The organism is Streptomyces sp. NPDC055103, from assembly GCF_053607625.1.
Window position 1 is genome coordinate 1 of record NZ_JBSGTX010000117.1, and the last position, 16,524, is coordinate 16,524.

The 16,524-nt window shown below is 69.0% G+C and carries 16 protein-coding genes and 2 pseudogenes; 11 read left to right on the plus strand and 7 right to left on the minus strand.

Translation table 11 applies throughout. The features are described 5' to 3' along the window. Positions 1–87: 87 nt before the first annotated feature. The 3 genes from ACWFR1_RS38625 to ACWFR1_RS38635 are packed head-to-tail and all read right to left on the minus strand — an operon-like array spanning position 88 to position 5,458. Positions 88–4,224: a putative T7SS-secreted protein gene (locus tag ACWFR1_RS38625; protein ID WP_453560364.1), complete on the minus strand. Its 4,137-nt coding sequence runs from the start codon at positions 4,222–4,224 to the stop codon at positions 88–90. Beyond that, on the minus strand, positions 4,224–4,871 hold the full coding sequence (locus ACWFR1_RS38630) for a hypothetical protein (protein ID WP_453560366.1): 648 nt from the start codon (positions 4,869–4,871) through the stop codon (positions 4,224–4,226). The genes ACWFR1_RS38625 and ACWFR1_RS38630 overlap by 1 nt, the downstream gene beginning before the upstream one ends. Beyond that, positions 4,868–5,458 carry an SseB family protein gene (locus tag ACWFR1_RS38635; RefSeq protein ID WP_453560368.1) on the minus strand — a complete coding sequence of 197 codons (591 nt, stop codon included), beginning with the start codon at positions 5,456–5,458 and terminating at the stop codon, positions 4,868–4,870. Before ACWFR1_RS38635 ends, ACWFR1_RS38630 begins: the two co-directional genes overlap by 4 nt. A gap of 175 nt (positions 5,459–5,633) precedes the next feature. Here ACWFR1_RS38635 and ACWFR1_RS38640 point away from each other — a divergent pair, with 175 nt between their 5' ends. Beyond that, positions 5,634–6,323 (plus strand): hypothetical protein, encoded by a 690-nt coding sequence (locus tag ACWFR1_RS38640; RefSeq protein ID WP_453560371.1) that lies wholly within the window; start codon positions 5,634–5,636, stop codon positions 6,321–6,323. A gap of 53 nt (positions 6,324–6,376) precedes the next feature. Here the strand turns inward: ACWFR1_RS38640 and ACWFR1_RS38645 are convergent, their stop codons facing one another. From ACWFR1_RS38645 to ACWFR1_RS38655, 3 genes are all read right to left on the minus strand, one after another. After that, complete coding sequence (locus ACWFR1_RS38645) at positions 6,377–7,288, minus strand: hypothetical protein (RefSeq protein WP_453560374.1); 912 nt, start codon at positions 7,286–7,288, stop codon at positions 6,377–6,379. A 57-nt stretch (positions 7,289–7,345) separates the two neighbouring features. Next, positions 7,346–8,212 (minus strand): helix-turn-helix domain-containing protein, encoded by an 867-nt coding sequence (locus ACWFR1_RS38650; protein WP_453560376.1) that lies wholly within the window; start codon positions 8,210–8,212, stop codon positions 7,346–7,348. A 298-nt stretch (positions 8,213–8,510) separates the two neighbouring features. Beyond that, positions 8,511–8,942, minus strand: coding sequence for an ATP-binding protein (locus ACWFR1_RS38655; RefSeq protein ID WP_453560379.1), 432 nt, complete (start codon positions 8,940–8,942; stop codon positions 8,511–8,513). 151 nt (positions 8,943–9,093) lie between these two features. Here ACWFR1_RS38655 and ACWFR1_RS38660 point away from each other — a divergent pair. The 4 genes and pseudogenes from ACWFR1_RS38660 (at position 9,094) to ACWFR1_RS38675 (ending at position 11,360) form a co-directional block, all read left to right on the plus strand. Next, a pseudogene (locus ACWFR1_RS38660) lies at positions 9,094–9,969 on the plus strand (helix-turn-helix domain-containing protein). Then, positions 9,966–10,175, plus strand: a complete 210-nt coding sequence (locus tag ACWFR1_RS38665; RefSeq protein ID WP_453560381.1) for a DUF397 domain-containing protein — start codon at positions 9,966–9,968, stop codon at positions 10,173–10,175. Before ACWFR1_RS38660 ends, ACWFR1_RS38665 begins: the two are co-directional and overlap by 4 nt. Positions 10,176–10,342: 167 nt before the next feature. Then, positions 10,343–10,909 carry a Uma2 family endonuclease gene (locus tag ACWFR1_RS38670; RefSeq protein WP_453560383.1) on the plus strand — a complete coding sequence of 189 codons (567 nt, stop codon included), beginning with the start codon at positions 10,343–10,345 and terminating at the stop codon, positions 10,907–10,909. Between the two features lie 109 nt (positions 10,910–11,018). After that, positions 11,019–11,360 (plus strand): DoxX family protein, encoded by a 342-nt coding sequence (locus ACWFR1_RS38675; protein WP_453560385.1) that lies wholly within the window; start codon positions 11,019–11,021, stop codon positions 11,358–11,360. A gap of 70 nt (positions 11,361–11,430) precedes the next feature. On the opposite strand, the pseudogene ACWFR1_RS38680 reads toward ACWFR1_RS38675, so the two are convergent. Next, a pseudogene (locus ACWFR1_RS38680) lies at positions 11,431–12,057 on the minus strand (class I tRNA ligase family protein); the annotation flags it as partial. 256 nt (positions 12,058–12,313) lie between these two features. Here ACWFR1_RS38680 and ACWFR1_RS38685 point away from each other — a divergent pair. The 6 genes from ACWFR1_RS38685 (at position 12,314) to ACWFR1_RS38710 (ending at position 16,457) form a co-directional block, all read left to right on the plus strand. Then, complete coding sequence (locus ACWFR1_RS38685; RefSeq protein ID WP_453560388.1) at positions 12,314–12,721, plus strand: WXG100 family type VII secretion target; 408 nt, start codon at positions 12,314–12,316, stop codon at positions 12,719–12,721. A gap of 19 nt (positions 12,722–12,740) precedes the next feature. Beyond that, positions 12,741–13,043 (plus strand): WXG100 family type VII secretion target, encoded by a 303-nt coding sequence (locus ACWFR1_RS38690; RefSeq protein WP_453560390.1) that lies wholly within the window; start codon positions 12,741–12,743, stop codon positions 13,041–13,043. Continuing rightward, a complete protein-coding gene (locus ACWFR1_RS38695; protein WP_453560392.1) occupies positions 13,043–14,836 on the plus strand; it encodes an RNase A-like domain-containing protein in 1,794 nt (597 codons plus the stop codon). Before ACWFR1_RS38690 ends, ACWFR1_RS38695 begins: the two co-directional genes overlap by 1 nt. A 14-nt stretch (positions 14,837–14,850) precedes the next feature. Then, on the plus strand, positions 14,851–15,420 hold the full coding sequence (locus ACWFR1_RS38700) for a hypothetical protein (protein WP_267044578.1): 570 nt from the start codon (positions 14,851–14,853) through the stop codon (positions 15,418–15,420). Between the two features lie 62 nt (positions 15,421–15,482). Further along, positions 15,483–15,782: an RNase A-like domain-containing protein gene (locus tag ACWFR1_RS38705; RefSeq protein ID WP_453560396.1), complete on the plus strand. Its 300-nt coding sequence runs from the start codon at positions 15,483–15,485 to the stop codon at positions 15,780–15,782. A gap of 12 nt (positions 15,783–15,794) precedes the next feature. Further along, entirely contained in the window at positions 15,795–16,457 is a 663-nt protein-coding gene (locus ACWFR1_RS38710) for a contact-dependent growth inhibition system immunity protein (protein WP_267044576.1), read from the plus strand. Positions 16,458–16,524: the final 67 nt, after the last annotated feature.

Here is a 16,524-nt window from a genome sequence, read left to right on the forward strand (position 1 = left end):
ACAACGCCAGCCCCACATCGTGCGCGGATACTTCGGCGGCCAGCACGTCCGCTACATCCTCGACGAGTGAACCCCATGAGTTTCTGATCAATAGTAGCGGAAGTGGTTGTAGTGGAGGCCCGATTCCGGGTCGAAGTACTGGCCTGGGAAGCGGAGGGGGGTGTACGCCGTGGCGTCGCGGGTCCAGGTTGTCGTGCCCCAGAGGGTGGCTCGGGTGCGCCAGGCCAACTCGCCTGATTCGTCGACCAGTTCTGTCGGAGTGCCGATCAGGTCGGTGACGATCGCGAAGAAGCGTTCGTCTGTGGAATTCGTTCGGCGTTCCGTCTGGGTCAGGGGGCGTAGGCCTGCGTGGTCCCAGGTGAGGGTGATGTCCTCCGTCGTCTGTTCGCAGAGGGTCGTGCCGTCCCACGTGAAGTGAATTGTTTCCAGCGGGGATTGCTTGGATATTCGGCGGCCCAGGGGGTCGTACGCGTACCGCCAGACCGTGCCGTCCGGGGTCGTCACCGCGGTGAGGCGGTCCTCCGCGTCCCACTCGTAGCGCCAGGTGTCCGGCTTGCGGGAGAGGCGGGTCTTCTGGCGTAGGACTGTCCGGCCCTGGGCGTCGTGTTCGTAGCGGACGGATCCCGCGTTGGTGATGCGGGTGCCCTGGTAGCTGCGTGTGCCCGTCGCGGAGTGGGACGGGTGGGTGGTCGGCCAGGTCGCTTCCGTCTGGTTGCCGGCGTCGTCGTAGGCGTACCGCTCTGTCCAGCCGCTTGCGTGGACGGCCGTCACCCGTCCCGTCCCGTCCAGGTCGAAGCGGCGCGTGCCGGAGAGCGCGTCGGTGATGCCGACGAGGCCGCCGTCCGCGCGGTACGTGTACGCGCGGTGCTGGAGGCGGCCGTTCGCGCCGCCTGTGACCTCTTGGGACGTGAGGCGGCCCATCTCGTCGAACGACGAGGTCAGGACGGCGAAGTCCGCTACGTGCCGGGTCGTTTCGCGGCCGATGGCGTCGTGGGTGAAGGCCAGTCTTCGGCCCGAGCTCGTCAGCTCCGTTCGGCGGCCCGCCGCGTCGTACGACCAAGTGCTCGTCGAACCGCCCGGCGTCGTCCGCCCCACCCGGCGGCCCACCTCGTCGTGCGTGAACGTGAGCGTACGGCCGTTTACCGTCTCCGAGACCAGACGGCCGTGGCGGTCGCGGAGGCGTTGCAGCGTCGCATCCGGGCCCGTCGCCGTCGCCAGTTGGTCGAAGACGTCGAACTCGTATGTGCTGACCGCGCCTTCGGCGTCCTTGCGGACGATCCGGCCGAGGCTGTCGCGGTCGAATCGGATCGTCTGGCCGAGTCCGTTCGCGCGGGACGTCAGTCGGGCCGCCGCGTCGTAGGCGTAGCTCAGCGTCCGGTCGTCGAAGTCCGTCTCCGTGACCAGTCGGCCCGCCGGGTCGTAGGCGTAGTCCCACGTCAGACCCTGTGGGTCCGTCACTCGCGTCAGTCGCAGGTTCGTGTCGTGGGAGAACTCGTAGCGGACTCCGTCCGGGCCCGTGCGGGACGTCAGCAGGTCGAAGTCGGTAAACGTGAAGCGGGTCGTGCCGCCCATCCCGTCCGTGTGGCTCAGGCAGTTGCCCTCGCCGTCGTACGTCCAGGACTCCACCGTGCCGTCGGGTGCGGTACGCCGGGACGGCCGGCCCTCTACCGTCCACTCCAGCCGCGTGACCGCGCCGAGGGGGTCGGTGACGCGGACCGTACGGCCGAAGGCATCGTGTTCGTAGTGGGTCGTGGACCCCAGTGGGTCGGTGATCTCGATCGGGAGGCCGCGGGCGTCCAGGACCAGGCGGGTCGTGGCGCCGAGGGGGTCCGTCACCGACGTGAGCCGGCCCGACTCGTCGTACGCGAACTCCGTCCGCGCTCCCGAGGGGTCCGTCAGCGACGTGCGGTTGCCGCGTTCGTCGAAGGTCTGGCGGGTGACGTTGCCGTCGGTGCCTGCGATGCGTATCGGGAATCCGTCGCCGTCGTACTCGGCTCGTGCCTGCCTTCCGTCCGGGCGTTCCAGCACTGTCGCGCGGCCCTGGTCGTCATACGTGGTGCGGCTGACATGGCCCAGCGGGTCCGTGCGGGACAGGAGGTGGTTGTGGCGGTCGTACTCGAAGCGGGTGACCGCGCCAAGGGCGTCGATCTCGGCTACGACCTGCGAGAACTCGTTGATCAGGTGGCGTGAGGTGTTCCCGAGGCCGTCCGTCAGGGTGGTGACGCGGAGGCCGGTCGCCGGGTCGACGTCGTCCCAGGTGAAGGTGGTTTCGAGGTGCCCGTTCGTGCCCGACTGGTACGTGCAGCGGTCCTGGTCGTCATAGACGTAGTCGAAGCGGCTGCCGTTCGTGTCGGTCCACGAGGTGATGCGGCCTTGCTCGTCACAGCCGAAACGCAGGGGGCGGCCTGAGGAGTTGGTGACCTCGGTCAGATGGCCGTTCGTGTAGCCGTAGCGGAGGATCTCCTGGTCGGATCCGTCCGCCGCCGCTCCGGCAAGGTGGAGGGCAGTTACCCGGCCTTCGCTCGTCGTCAGCTTCAGGTGGTAGCCGCCGTGGTGGACGATCGACGTCGGGGCGCCCGACTCGTCGTACTCGAAGGTGATCCAGCGGCCGTTGCGGTCGTCGATCTGGGCCAGGAGTGCGAGCTCGTCGCCGTGGTCGGTGAAATGCCAGACCCTGCGGGTGTCGGGTTCGGTGATCGTGTAGCCGTCCTCGACCCGGTCCAGTGGCCACCGCCGGCCGTGGGCCGGCATGACCGGGACCCCGGGGGCGGGGTGGGGGTACGCGAGGAGGCTGCCCTCGTCGCAGCTGAAGACCACGCCCTCGGAGTCGATCTCCAGCCTCTGGTCCACCGTCGACGACCACGTCGGGCCGAACCAGCGTCCCGAGCGGCGCGAGGAGTCGAAGCCGCGCCGGAAGACGAGAGGCAGCGAGCCCGGCAGGGCGATGTCGGTCTGCGGCAGCAGCATCCGGCCCGTGGCGATGTCGATGGGATCGCGCTCGCACCGCGTCTCCTTGCCCGTCTTGCAGGTGCTGGGCGGGTTCTTCTCCTGGTCCGTGCGGTTGCCACCGTCCGGCGTCTTCCCGTCGGGTACGTGCTTGGTGCCGTTCAGACCGACGCGCACGCCGCTGCGGAGGGCGCCCGCGCCCTTCGTGCCGATCAGCTCGGGGAGCAGCCGGCCGATGAACTCCGACGGGTCGCCCTTCGCCGCGTCCCAGGCGTTCTTCAGGGCCCTGTCCGGGTTCGCGCCCGTGGACACCAGGCCGGCGAGCGTCATGTTGACGCCCTTGTAGTACTCGGCCGGATGGGTCAGGTTGTACGCGTCCGCCGGGCTGACCGAGCGGACGAAGTTGATCAGACCCGCCGCGCCCTTGACGACGCCACCGCCGACGTGGGCCAGCTCGATGCCCTGCCCCACGCCGTAGTCCGCCAATTCGAGCAGGGCCCTCTCGCGGCCCGTCGGCACCTTCGGCGCGTGCGCCAGCGCGGCGCTGACCGCCGCCTTCGCGGTCTCTCCGGCCTCGTTGCGTGCCGTGCGCGCGTCGTTCAGGATCTCCCGGGCCCGGGACCGCTTGGCCTGGCCCGGGTCGGAGAAGGCGCCCGGGTCCGGCAGCGGACTGTCGCCGGTGCGGGCCGCGTTGTAGGCGTCGACCTTCTTGTTGTACGTGTCGACGGCCGCCTTGGAGTCCTGGTCGCCCTCCTTGTACAGCGCGATCGCCTCACGCGCCTTGCCCTGCGCGCTCACGACCGCCTGGGAGTACGTCTCCAGTGCCTTGGCCGCGTTCTCCATCGCGTCCGCCGCGCGCAGCCAGTCCGTCGGCAGGGTCCGGAACTTCTCCCGGAACGCGTCGGCGGCCTCGCCCTTCCACTGACCGGCGTCCAGCTTCTTCATCCCGCCGCCGACCAGGTCGAACGCCCGCTGGAAGTCCCGCAGGTTCTTCACCGCCGCGGCGATCTTCTCCGGCTTGCCGTGGACGAGCTCGTTCGCGTCCTCGGTCTGCCCGAGCTGCTGCTCGCCGACCTCCGCACCGAGGGAGGACGCCGCCCCGTCACCCCAGTCCTCGACCGCGTCCGCCCAGTCCCGCGCGCCCAGGCTCTCCAGGCCCTGGCCGGTCTTGTCGGTCACATAGTCGATGCCCTCGCCGACGCCCTCCTTGACCCTGTCGATGCCGTCACCGAACTTGTCGATCGTCTTGTCGGCCAGACCGCCCCAGTCGATCCCCATCAGCGGTTCTCCCCCCACCGCGGCTGTTCGGCCTGGTCGATGGTCGCCTGGTCGGGATCGAGCATGTCCTTGAGTTCCTCGTCCATCCCGTCACGCAGCTTCGGGTCCAGCACACCCGAGCGCTCCAGCCCGTCGAGCATCGAGTCCTCGACGTCGTACGTGGTGTTCTTCCAGTTCTGCTTGACCTCCTGATGGGCGTCCTTGAACGACTCCGGGTCCCAGTCCGCGTTGTCCCACCTGGTCTGGTCACGGATCGTGTCCCAGCGCATCTTCTTGACGTCGTCCTCGGACAGGTGCGGGTTTCCGTTGAGGGAGTTCACGCCGATCTTGATCGAGTCCTTGATGTACTGCTCCTGCTCCGCGAACGAGCCCGCGGAGAGGCCGACCGCCTGCGCGAACCCGTTCCCCTGCAGGGTCAGCGAACGGGCGCCCCACTCCCACCGTTCGCAGAACGTCTCGAACTCCGTCGTGAGCCCGCCGTGCCCCAACTCCAGCCCGGACAGGGCCAGATCAGAGAACCCGCGGCCCGTCGACGCCTGACCGGTGAAGCCGAGCTCCTTCAGCTCGGCATGCGCCAGGTCGATGCCCTTCGCTATCGCCGCCAGCGCTTCCGCCGGCGCCGCGAGATCCGGATCATTCCCGCTCATCGTGCCCCCCTGCTTCCCTGTCTCCCCGTCTCGCCGTCTTCCCCGAGATCCACCGCCACCTCGTCCGGGACGATCCCCGCCACCGGCGGAAACAGCGCTCCGTCCGTACTGCCCGCGTCGAGCGCGACCCCGCCCGGCCCGGGCAGCATCGGCACCATCACGTCAAGCAGTCGCGCGCCCAGCACTGTCCGGTACGTCCACTCGCGCCCCGCCTCGCCCCGCGCGACCGCGAACCGAGCCAGCGCCTCCTCGTCCGAGAACGCGCAGATCCACCGGACCCCGTTGAAGTCCGCGGTCCACAGGCTCTCGGAGTCGTCGAACGGCACGAGCACGGCAGTACGCCGGAATTCGCCGAGCAAGCGAGCAAACTCTCGCCGCCTCATGGCCAGTTCGTCGCCGAGGTCGGACTCGGACTCGGGCGCAGGCTCCGGCACCGTCTGCGCGGCCGGGGTCACGAGGGCCGACGCCGGTTCCGGCGCCGCTGCCGTAGCCGCCCCGTCCGCCAACTCCGCCAGCCGCGAAATCCGTTGAGGCTCCGGTATGCAGACCCCGGCCTCGCCCCCGGCCCCGTCCCCGCTCTCCGTCATCCACGCATGCTGCCACGCGCCCATTCACACGAGCAACGAACAAAGACCCGAGCCCGCCATGTCGGGTCAGCTCACGGGGGCGGCAGAGGAACGGGCAGCCCGGGTCACCCGTCCAAGCTCTGCGCGCTGTGTTCAGCCGGCACAGAGGTCGAGACTTCGATAGGGGATGACAGAGATGGCATCGACTGCCTCTGCAGACAGGCCGGCTTCGCGCCGGGTCACCTTGGGCGTGCTGGTGGCCGGGCTCATGCTGCCGTTGGTCCTGTCAGCGTGCTCCAGCGGCGGTGGCGGGTCGGCGACCGGATCGCGCGCCGTCGCGGACCGCACGGTGCGCATGGAGGCAACCCTCAACCGTACCTACAGCCTCCCGAGCCTTGCCGTATTCGCCCACCATGCCGGGGTCGCCAACGTGATCAGCGGTACGGTCACGGCCACCCGACCGCTGGTCACCGAGCCGGCCGCCACCGTCGAGACGATTCTGACGATCGCCGTGGAGCGGCAGCGGAAGACAGGAGCTCCCACCACCGTTTCGGTGCGGGAGCAGGGAGGAATCGTCACCGTCTCGCAGGTGCGCTCCCACTTCGACGGCAAGCTGGGGCGCGAGTTGACCGAGGAGGAGTTGGCCGAGACGGTCGACTACCGCTTCAACGGGATCGAGCACGCGCGCGTGGGTGATCGCGTCCTCGTCGTCGTGGCCGACGACACCGCCGTGCAGAAGAAAGAGGGTGCTTACGTCAATCTGGCCCGACTCGTGAGGGAAGGCACCGCGGAGGAGCCTAAAGAGGGCTCGACCACGTTCACCTGGCCCGGTGAAGCCCTGAACCCGGCTTGGGAAAGCGTGGTCGACGTGGAGTCCCTCATGTAGCGGCGCCAGGTTGCCCGGCCGCGTTCGCGGGCGGCCTGACGGCGACCGTATCCCTACGCTTCGTCCCCGAAGATCTCCTCGGCCGAGGCCGCCGTGACGGCACGGGTCAGCCAGCCGCGCAGCGTCTCGGGGTCGTCGCAGCCGGTGACGCGGGCGCGGACATCGTCGGATACGTCCAGGCCGCGCTGCTCCAGGACCAGCAGTATGGCGGCGGCGCTCGCCTCGGCGCGGCCTTCGGCCTTGCCCTCGGCCTTGCCCTCGGCCTTGCCCTCGGCCTTGCCTTCGATTCGGCCTTCCTCCCGGAGTTCTTCGGAGAGGTACGACTTGTAGAAGGAGAGGTCCACGGCCACCAGGGTCCTCCAGAGGTCTTGGGCCGGGCGCTTGCTCAGCCCCTGTGCGGTGAATTCGATGATCGGGTCGGCGACGTTCTCGGGAACGCCCGCCAGCGCGCCGGACAGTGCTTTCAGTATGGCACCGATGTCCGGATCGCCCGCGTGCGTGATGGCCGACAGAGCGGCGAGCGCCAGGTCCTCGGCGGCCTTGGCCGGGTCGGTGATGACGGGCATGTTGTGCGGGCCCACGACGATCGGCTGGATGCGGAGGGTGGGCATGTAGCCGGGGCCGCTGGCAACCGGCCGGGCGGCCCATTCCGCCGTGGCGCGGTCCTGGCAGACGACCAGCAGCGCCGTCGGCAGCGCGTACTTCGTCCAGAGGTACGAGACGTAGTACGCCCAGCTCGCCGGCTTGGACGGGTCCTTCTTGCCCTGCGCCTCGATGGCGAGGAGGAGGGAGCCGTCCTTGCTGCTGTCGAGCCGCAGGAGGGTGTCCACGCGGCGCTCGACGGGCCTCGTCTCGGTGAGGTCCTTGGGCAGGACGACGGCGTCGACGACGGCTGGGAGGGGAAGATCCAGCACGTCCTTCAGGCGGCTGAAGAGGTGGAGGTCGTGCCGGAAGATGTGGTGCATTGCTTCATGAGGTGGGTTGACCACGGGGTTCCTCAGGGTGTGGGAACGAGGGGCTGGTCAGCTGCGGCAGCCACCGCAGGTGCCCGGTTCGGGGGCCCGGTAGGCGTGGTCGCAGGTGTCGCAGTTCTGGAGGGGGTGTCTGGCGGCCGGGTCCTCGCGTGGGGCGCGGAACGGTGGCAGGGGTGGGAGCTGGGCCGTGAGGCGGTGGGCCAGGAGCGCGGCCGGGCGGTGGAGGGGTTCCGGGAGGTCGGCGGTCAGGGCGCGGTGTACGGCCTCGGGGGTGAGGTCGCGCTCCAGCCAGGCGGCTACGCCTGGGACGAGGTGTTCGGCGTCCGTGGCCGAGATCAGGAGGCGGGGGTCGTCGCGGCGGAGGCCGGAGAGGACGCCGAGGGCGGTCTGGACGAGGTCCGGGGTGGGGTACACGGGCTGCGGTACGGCGGGCAGGGCGGCGCGCCGGCGTGGCGGTGGTTTGTCGGGGGTTCGCCGGGGCGGCCTGGGCTGACCCCCGGGGCTCGACTCCTCCTCGCCGGCTGTCCGGCCCGGCTGGTTGCAGGAGACCGTACGGGTGACCATGCGGCCCCCGTCGGTCCGTACCCGGGTGCGACGCAGATAGCCGTGGGCCTCCAGCTCGCGCAGGGCGTTGGCGATCCGCGTCCTTCCCTCGGGGAAGCGGGCCGCGAGGGTGTCGATGTCGACCTGGGCGCCGGTCGGGAGCGACTGGATGTGGACCGCCAGGCCGATGGCCGTCAGCGACAGGTCGTCGTGCTGGGCCAGGTGGTTGCCGATCACCGTGAAGCGGGTGGTGTGGCGGGCGTTGTCGTGGACGACGCCGCCGTAGCGCCTGCGAGTACTCCGGGAGGAGTGGTTTTTCCCGTCGTTACGGGACTGGGCGTGCGGTCGCACGCTAGTGTTTTGAGTACCCATTGGGAAGGTGATTTCTTCCTCTTGGTCAGGCCCTCGCATTGGGATTGCCGTCCCGGCGAGGGCCGACGTATGTCTGCGGTCTGCGGTCATATGCCAGCCGAGCTGAGCGTATGGCAGTCAACCGGGGTGGAATCCAGCTGAGTTGATGTTCTTCACCCGCATGAGTGAGCGTGCGCCCCGGGGCGGGAGGGGTGGGGTTTGGTCCGGGTTCTTTCTCTCTGTGGTTGTCCTTTGGGAGACCGTCCGCCCCACCGACCTTCGCTTTCCCGGGGGTCGGTGGCTATGTCCTTTTCGCAGGTCAGGGGCTTCGTAGATCGAGTTCGGCCCATACGGTCTTCCTCGGTACGGGACCGAGCCCGACGCCCCACCTGTCCGCCAGCGCCTCGACGAGCAGCAGCCCGCGTCCGGAGTCGACCCCAGGAGTGGGTGGGTGGAGCTGGGGGAGGTCCTCGCCCCGGGTGTCCGTCACCTCGATACGCAGGGCCCAGCCGCGACTGAGGAGCGCGAGCCGGAAGCTTCGGCCGGCGACCCGGCCGTGCGTCGCCGCGTTCGTGGCGAGTTCGGCGACGACCTGGGTGGCCGTCTCCGTCACCCCGTACGGCACGTCGTGCTCCCGCATCCACTCGACGGCGAGCAGCCGCGCCAGCCGGGCCCCACGGGGCGTGGGAGACAGGAGGACGCTGAAGTGGGCTGTACCGGAAAGGACTTGGGTGGTGTTCTGCTGATTCATGTCACCGAGCGTGGCCGTCGCCGCTTACCGTGAACAGTGACGACGCCGATACGTAGGGTCACTGTCCGGAGCTTGTCCACTGCTGTCCGGGCTGTCCGGATCCCTTCCGGGGGAGGTGTCGCGCCACGATGGGGCGAGGGAAGGGTGCGGTATGTCGGTGGACGGTGGGGCACAGCGGCTCAAGACCGAGGCGGACGAGCCGGGGTGGGAGGTCGATCCCGACGATGACTGGGGCGTCGCTGTAGTCGCCACGGTGGGACGGCAGTTGAGGCTGCGGAGGGAGGCGGTGGGGATGCGTGCCGCCGAACTCGGGGCGGCCACCGGTTACGGCGAGGACCTCATCTACAAGATCGAGAGCGGAAAGCGGATCCCCCGCCCGGAGTTCCTGGACAAGGCGGACGAGGTGTTGGGCGCGGGTGGGCTGATCTCCGCCATGAAGGAGGACGTGGCGAAGGTTCGATACTAGAAGAAGGTCCGCGCGTTGGCGAAGATGGAGGAACGAGCGGTCGAGATCCAGCTCTACGACCCGCTCAACATCCACGGCCTCTTGCAGACGCCGGAGTACGCGCGCGGGCTGCTGCTCATGCGTCGCCCCGCTTACACGCAGGACGAGGTGGAGCGGATGGCCGCCGGTCGCATTGCCCGGCAGAGCATCTTCCGGCGGGATCCCGCGCCCGAACTCAGCTTTGTCCTGGAGGAGTGGACACTGCGCCGCCCGCTGGGCGGGCGGATGGTGTTGAGGGCTCAGCTGGAGCGCCTGTTGGAGGTCGGGCAGTTGCGGAATGTCGAGCTTCAGGTGATGCCGATGGACCGTGAGGAGCATGCCGGACTGGCGGGCGGTATTGAGGTGCTGAAGTTCGATGACGGATCGGCAGTGGGACGCTCTGCTGCTGTGGCCAACGGGCGGCCCGTGACCGAGCCCAAACAGCTCCATATCCTGGAGTTGCGGTATGGCATCATCCGGGCTCAGGCCCTCACTCCACGTGAGTCGACCGCCTTCATTGAGCAACTGCTGGGAGAGACATGATCCGCAACACCTCGGCTGGGGACGCCTCCGAACTGGCGTGGTTCAAGAGCAGCTACAGCAGCAGCAGCGAGGGCGACTCCTGCATCGAGGTCGCCTCCACCCCCGTCACCGTCCACGTCCGTGACTCCAAGGTGCTCGACGGTCCCCAGCTCGCGTTCATGCCCGGCGCCTGGGCGGGATTCGTCTCGTACGCGGCGATCGGCTGACCCCGCCACACGCCTCCGTAACCCACACGTGTGAAGAGCCCCGGATCTCCTGATCCTGGGCTCTTGGCATATGCCATCGTGCCGCCATGACGACCGCTACGAACCCGGCCGTGAGCCGAGGGAACCACGTACCGTGGAAGGCACCACCGATCCAGGAGGAGTCTGCCGTGAGCGTTCTGACGCAGGAGGGGTTCGAGGAACTCGCCCGTCTTGGCGAACGTGTGGACGAATCCCTGCGCCTTGAATTCATCAACGGGAAGATCGAGGAGAAGGCGTTGCCGGACGGCGACCACGGGCGGATCATCGAGTGGCTCACCCGCCTGTGCATTCAGGTCGACGCCGGCTGGTGGCTCTATCCCGATCAAGGGCTGAGGGTCGAGAAGTACCGCAAGGGCAACGCTCGTCCCGATGGTTGCCTCGCGCCGAGCGACACCTTCGTGGGGCAGGGGGAATGGGCCGACCCCGACGGTGTTCTGATGACCGTCGAGGTGACCTCCGGCGACTCGGACACCGGGCGGCGCGATCGGGTCGAGAAGCCGCGTGCCTATGCCGAGGCCGGGATTCCCGTGTACCTGCTGGTCGACAGGACCGCCGGTGAGGTCAGGGTGCACTCCCAGCCGGACGGGGAGCGGTACGAGGTGGTGGTGACCGTGCCCTTCGGCAAGACGGTCACGCTGCCCGAGCCGGTGGGGATGGAGCTGGACACCGAGCCCCTGAAGAACTGGGTTCACTGATTTTCGCGCGGGCTGTCGCACATCCCGTCCGGGCTCCGTCAGTGCAGTGTCCGGCTCGGTCGAGGCGGACGCCGGAGAGGCTGAAGGAGCCGTCGCGATGTTTACCGAGATGTCCACCACCGCAGTCGTCGTCACCGCCGTCGCCGCCTTCATGGCCGGGTTCTCCGCCGCGGCGATCTCCTTCAAGGCCGCCTTCGTCGTCGAGCCGCTCGCCGCGTACGGCGTGCCGCGGTCGTGGTGGAACTGGCTCGGGGCCGCCAAGGCCGCCGGGGCCGCCGGGCTCGTCGTCGGGTTCTACGTGCCGGTGATCGGGACCCTCGCCGCGATCGGACTGATCCTGTACTTCGCCGGAGCCGTCGTCACCATCGTGCGGGCCCGCTCGTTCGCCCACGTGCCCTTCCCGCTGGTCTACATGGCCCCCGCAGTCGCCGCTCTCGCGCTGACCTGGTGACCGTACGGAAGAGGCCGCCGCCCCCTGTTCGCGGGGACGGCGGCCTTCTTCGTACGCGTACGCCGGGGCGTCAGTCCTTCTTCTCCTCCAGGCGCGGGAACAGCACCGCGCCCTTCGTCACCGTCGCGCCCGCCGGGAGCTGGCCCCACGTGGCCGCGTCCTGGACCGGCTGGGTCGCCAGGGTGCCCAGGGACTCCTCGGCGCCCAGGGACTCCCACAGGGCCTGCGAGGTCTCGGGCATGATCGCGTTGAGCAGGACCGCGACCGCGCGGAGCGACTCGGCGGCCGTGTAGAGGATGGTCGCCAGGCGGGCCCGGCCCTCCTCCGACTCGTCCTTCGCGACCTTCCACGGCTCCTGCTCCGTGATGTAGCCGTTGACCTGCTTCACGAAGTCGAAGATCGCCAGGATGCCGGACTGGAAGTCCAGCTCCTCGCCGATCTTGGCGTCGGCCGTCGCGACCGCCTTGGCCAGGCCCTCGTGGATCGCCTTCTCCGCGTCGCCGTCGGCCGTCGAGGCCGGCAGCGCGCCGTCGAAGTACTTGCCGACCATGGCCGCGACGCGGGACGCGAGGTTGCCGTAGTCGTTCGCCAGCTCGCTCGTGTAGCGGGCGGAGAAGTCCTCCCACGAGAACGAACCGTCCTGGCCGAACGCGATCGCCCGCAGGAAGTACCAGCGGTACGCGTCCACAGGGACGTGCGCCTGCGGGTGCGAGAGGACGAAGTTGTATCCCTGCGGCGCTATGGGCGCCGCCGGACGTCCACTCCGTCGGCAAGGCGGATCTCCTCGCGGAGGAGACCGCGCGGGCCCGCTCGCGCTCACCCGCTGCGCGGGCGGGCTTCGTGAGGTGTGCGACGGGCCGCTGAGCCGTCCTCCCGGCGAGGGCACCGGAGTTCGCGAGTACGCTCGAGTGAACGCGTGAACGGAAGTACGTGACGACGGGCGGGGGTCCGGGATGCAGAACGCCGATCTCGATGTGTCGGAGGGCGAGCTGACGAAGCTCGCCGGCGACCTCGACGCGATGCAGGGGTATCTGGAGCAGCAGACACGGCGGATGGACGCCATCGTGGACAGCATCGCCGCGGGTTGGCAAGGGCCGACGGCGAAGGCGTACCGCAGTCTGCACCAGGAGGTCGCGGAGGACGCCGTGCGGATCCGGAACGTCATGATCCTGCTGGAGGAGGCCACTCGGCTCAGCCGTGACGGCTTCACGCAGCAGGAGTTGGACACTCTTGGCCGGATCAGGAAGCTGCAGGAAGGTACGGACGTGCCGGCGACGGCCCGGGCCTGGGGATCGCCCGACCCCGCCCCCGTTCCCGATTCGGCACCGTCGCGGCCGCAGAGCCGCATTCTGGACATCTGACCACGGGGGCAGCAGCACGATGTCTGAAGACGAGCGCATCACCGTCGACTTCGCCACGCTCCGACGGCTGTCGGGAGAGCTGGAGGACGTCCTTCGCATCCTGAACGAGAAGCTCGACAGCCTTTACACCCGTACGGAGAAAGCCGTGTTGAGCTGGGACGGGGAGGCCCGCGAGGCGTTCATCGACGAGCTCGACAAGTGGGACCGCTCGGCGCGGGACCTGAAGGCCGCCCAGGCGTGGCTGCACGAGGTGGTCGTCAAAGGCCACCTGAACTACGACGCGGCGCACCGCTCCGTGCTCCAGGGCTGGGGTGGCGTCTGATGGCCGGGCCGACCCCCGCGCAGCCGCCGGGCGGCGGCGGCACCATCGACGTCAAGCCCAGCGACCTGTGGCGGGTCTCGGGCCGGGTGGCGAGCCAGCAGTCGGCGCTGAACTCCGGTGCAAACAAACTCCTTGATGGGCTGCGGAAGTACCCGGACGCCGGTGGGGCCGGCACGGACGCCCGCGAGTTCTCTCAGGCGTACATGAAGGTCGGCAACCGCTGGCTGGACGTCTGGGCGAAAAGCGTCCTCAGCGTCGGCGGCGTCGCCGTCGGCTTCACGGAGACGGCCAACGCGTACGCGAAAGCGGACGCCGCCGCGCACCCCAAGCCCGGCCAGTCCGTCCAGCAGATGCCGGTGCCCTCGGTCGTCGACAAGCAACCGGACTACGGGCAGATCCCCGACCTCAAGTGGGGCGACGACGACGGTGGCGACGACTTCATCCGGAGACTGCTCGAACTCATACCCCCGGTCGTACGGACCGTCCTGCAACCGCTCCTCAAGAAGGCGCTCCGGATCGGGAAGCTGGCCGACGTCTACCCGTACCCGCAGCAGCACTACCTCAACTCGCTCTCGCAATGCTGGTCGGACACGACGATCTGTCTGAGCATGGTGTCGGGCACGCTGACGGGCGAGGTCTCCACCATCAGCAACCCGCAGCAGACGGAGTGGCAGGACGCCATGAAGGTGTTCTGCAGCGCGGTGTGGGGCGCCACGGCCTGGGGACACTCCCGGGAGGGCTATCAGTGGGCACAGAAGGGCGGCAACAACGGGCACGGGCCGCCGACCGGCAGTCAGCCGGTGATGACGGTCCTCTTCGACACCGCGAAGAAGATCAGCGACATCCTGCGGGAGTACGCCGAGGCCGCAGTGGAGCTGAACGGCGACATCTGGGACGAGTTCGTGGAGGCCGTGAGGGAGTCGGCGAAGGAGGTCCTCGACGTCGTCGACAAGGACTTGAACCTCAAGGACGGCGTCGGCATGAAGGACGTCGGCGGCTTCTTCAAGACCATCGGCAAGGGCGCCGCCAAGGGTGTGGGCGCGCTGGCCGAGTTCGACATCCAGATCGTCCTCAAACTCGACACTGCGGACATCAACCGCATCGTCGGGAAGTACCAGTCGACGCTGAACGCACTCACCGCCCGGTTCGACGCGATGATGCCGGCGCTGGACGAGGCGTACCTCAGCGCACCGAAGTTCGAGGCCGGGGTGGCCCGGGCGCACGGGTTCGGCGCGCGGGCGCTCGACGAGTTCAAGGACCCTCAGCGCTGGATCAAGGAAGACGCCAACGGGAACTACACGTTGGACCTGGCGAGCAACGAGTGGCTGAACAACGGTCACACGCTCGACAAGCACGTCGGCAAGACGGACGAGCAGCTGAAACAGCGGCTGCGGGACCAGCAGAACAATCCCGGTCACACCACGCCCACCTGGCCTTACGGGAATCCCAGGATCAGCGGGTCGTCTTCGTTCCCGACGTACGACCGGGCGCAGGAGCTCACCCAGCACACCATCAACGACAACTCGGCCGCGATCAAGGCGTGGCTGAAGGGACCGCCGCCCCCGGACCCCGGCGCGACGGAGCTCTTCCGGTCGAAGGCACCCAACGACGGGTACAGCGGGACGAGCGTGTCCAAGAAGGACGACAACGTGCCGCCCATTCCGGGCCGTGGTTATCAGAACAACGGCATGAACGCCACGGTGGAGCAGGTGAAGTTCGTCGAGACCAGGATCAAGTACACGCCCGGTCTTGATCCGGAGTTCACTGTCCTCACCTCCATGCCGGCTCCGTAGAAAGGCCCCCGCACATGACGCCCGAGCACGTGGAACAGACGGACTGGGAAGGTGCCCTCCGGTACCTGCACGAGGATTCCTTCGCCTACATGGCCACCGGCCCGCGCCGCCACGAAGACTGGCGCCTCGACGTCCTGGCCGTCATGAACCGGTCGGTGGCCGATCCCCGGGGCTGGGCGGTCCTGGACGAGTGGGTGGGCTCGCCCGGGGCGGACGAGCCGGCCCACCCGTTCCAGCCGCCGGACCTGGAGAAGCTCGGAGGACGTCTCTACGAGATCGCCCCGGAGTCCGCCGCCCAGCAGCTCGTCGCCATGACCGACGACGGCTGCATGCTGCCGAAGGTCCTGAAGGACCGCCCGGAGCGTCTCGACGGGCTCATGGAGCGGGCGCGTACCGTGCTCGCCCGCTTCGGCGCCTCGCCCGTCTGCCTCACCAACGTCACCGAGGCGCGTGACAACAGGACCCCTGACTACTTCTCCAGCAGCCGGGGCTGGACGCAGATGTCCGTGTACTCCGAGGACATCGGGCTCGTGGTCCTCTCCGAGGCCGAGGTCGGCGTGTTCTGGACCTTCGCCGACTACTGACCGTACGGAACCGTACGGAACTCCGGACCGACCGTGCCGACCGACCGCGAGAGAATGCCCTCATGCTGACCCGTTCCGCCACCTACCCCGACCGGGAGACCGCCCAGTGGGCCACCCAGCAGGTCGTGACCGCCAACGAGCAGGTCATCCACCGCTGGCTCGCTCAGGGCACCCGCGCCCGGCTCACCATCGAGGCCGCCTGGCCGTCCCGTGCGGAGCCCGTAGGGCGGGTGCTCCTGGAAGCGATGGCGCTGGCCGGGCTGCAGCCGGTGGACGTCCGGGCGGCCCGCGTCGTGCTGCGCCGGGAGCCGGCGAGCCCGCACGGGTTCGTCGTCCAGACCACCCTCCCTTTCTATCTGTAGAGGCTCACGACCGTGTCCATGAAGCCCCTTGAGCACGACCACCGCTACGGCGAGCTCGACCAGGTGATGCGCGCGTACCTCGGGCAGCCGGCCGACGACACCCCGGAGAAGCGCAGCGCTGCCCTGGAGGCCTACCTCCGCCACACCTGGCACACCCGCTCGTGGGCCATCTCCGAGGCGGAGCGCCAGTTGCGCGAGTACAGCCGCAACCCCCCGGGCCGGCTGCGCCTGAGCATGGGTGAGTTCTACGCCGTCCCCGACACCGGAATACCGGAGTCCGCGATCCAGGACTGGCTTCTTGTCCTCGCCGACCACCTCAAGCAGAGCGTCGAGGGCGGCGAAGTCCCCCCGCCCTCGTCCCCGCGGACCCACTGGGAGTGGCACGCCCGCTTCCCGGAGACGGCGCAGCTGCTGGGCGGCTGGTTCTCCCAGGACATCGTGGACGAGTTCGCCGACCACGCCGCCGCGCTCGCCGACTACCGCGCCACCACCGACCCCCAGCTGGTCGCCCGGCTCTGCGGCGAGCTGAACGAACTCCTCGCCCTCCCTCTCGACGAGTCCGATTACGCCCTGGCCGCCGCCGAACTCGGCATGGAGGTGGCACCGCCGGCCCCTCATTCGTACGGTGCCTGGCTCCAGTCGGCGGCCACGGAACTGTCGGGCGCCGACAGCTGACGCCGACGAGCTCGCAGCCGGGCGTGGTGGGTCGAAACGGCCGGTGGCCGCCTCCCAGGAGGGACGG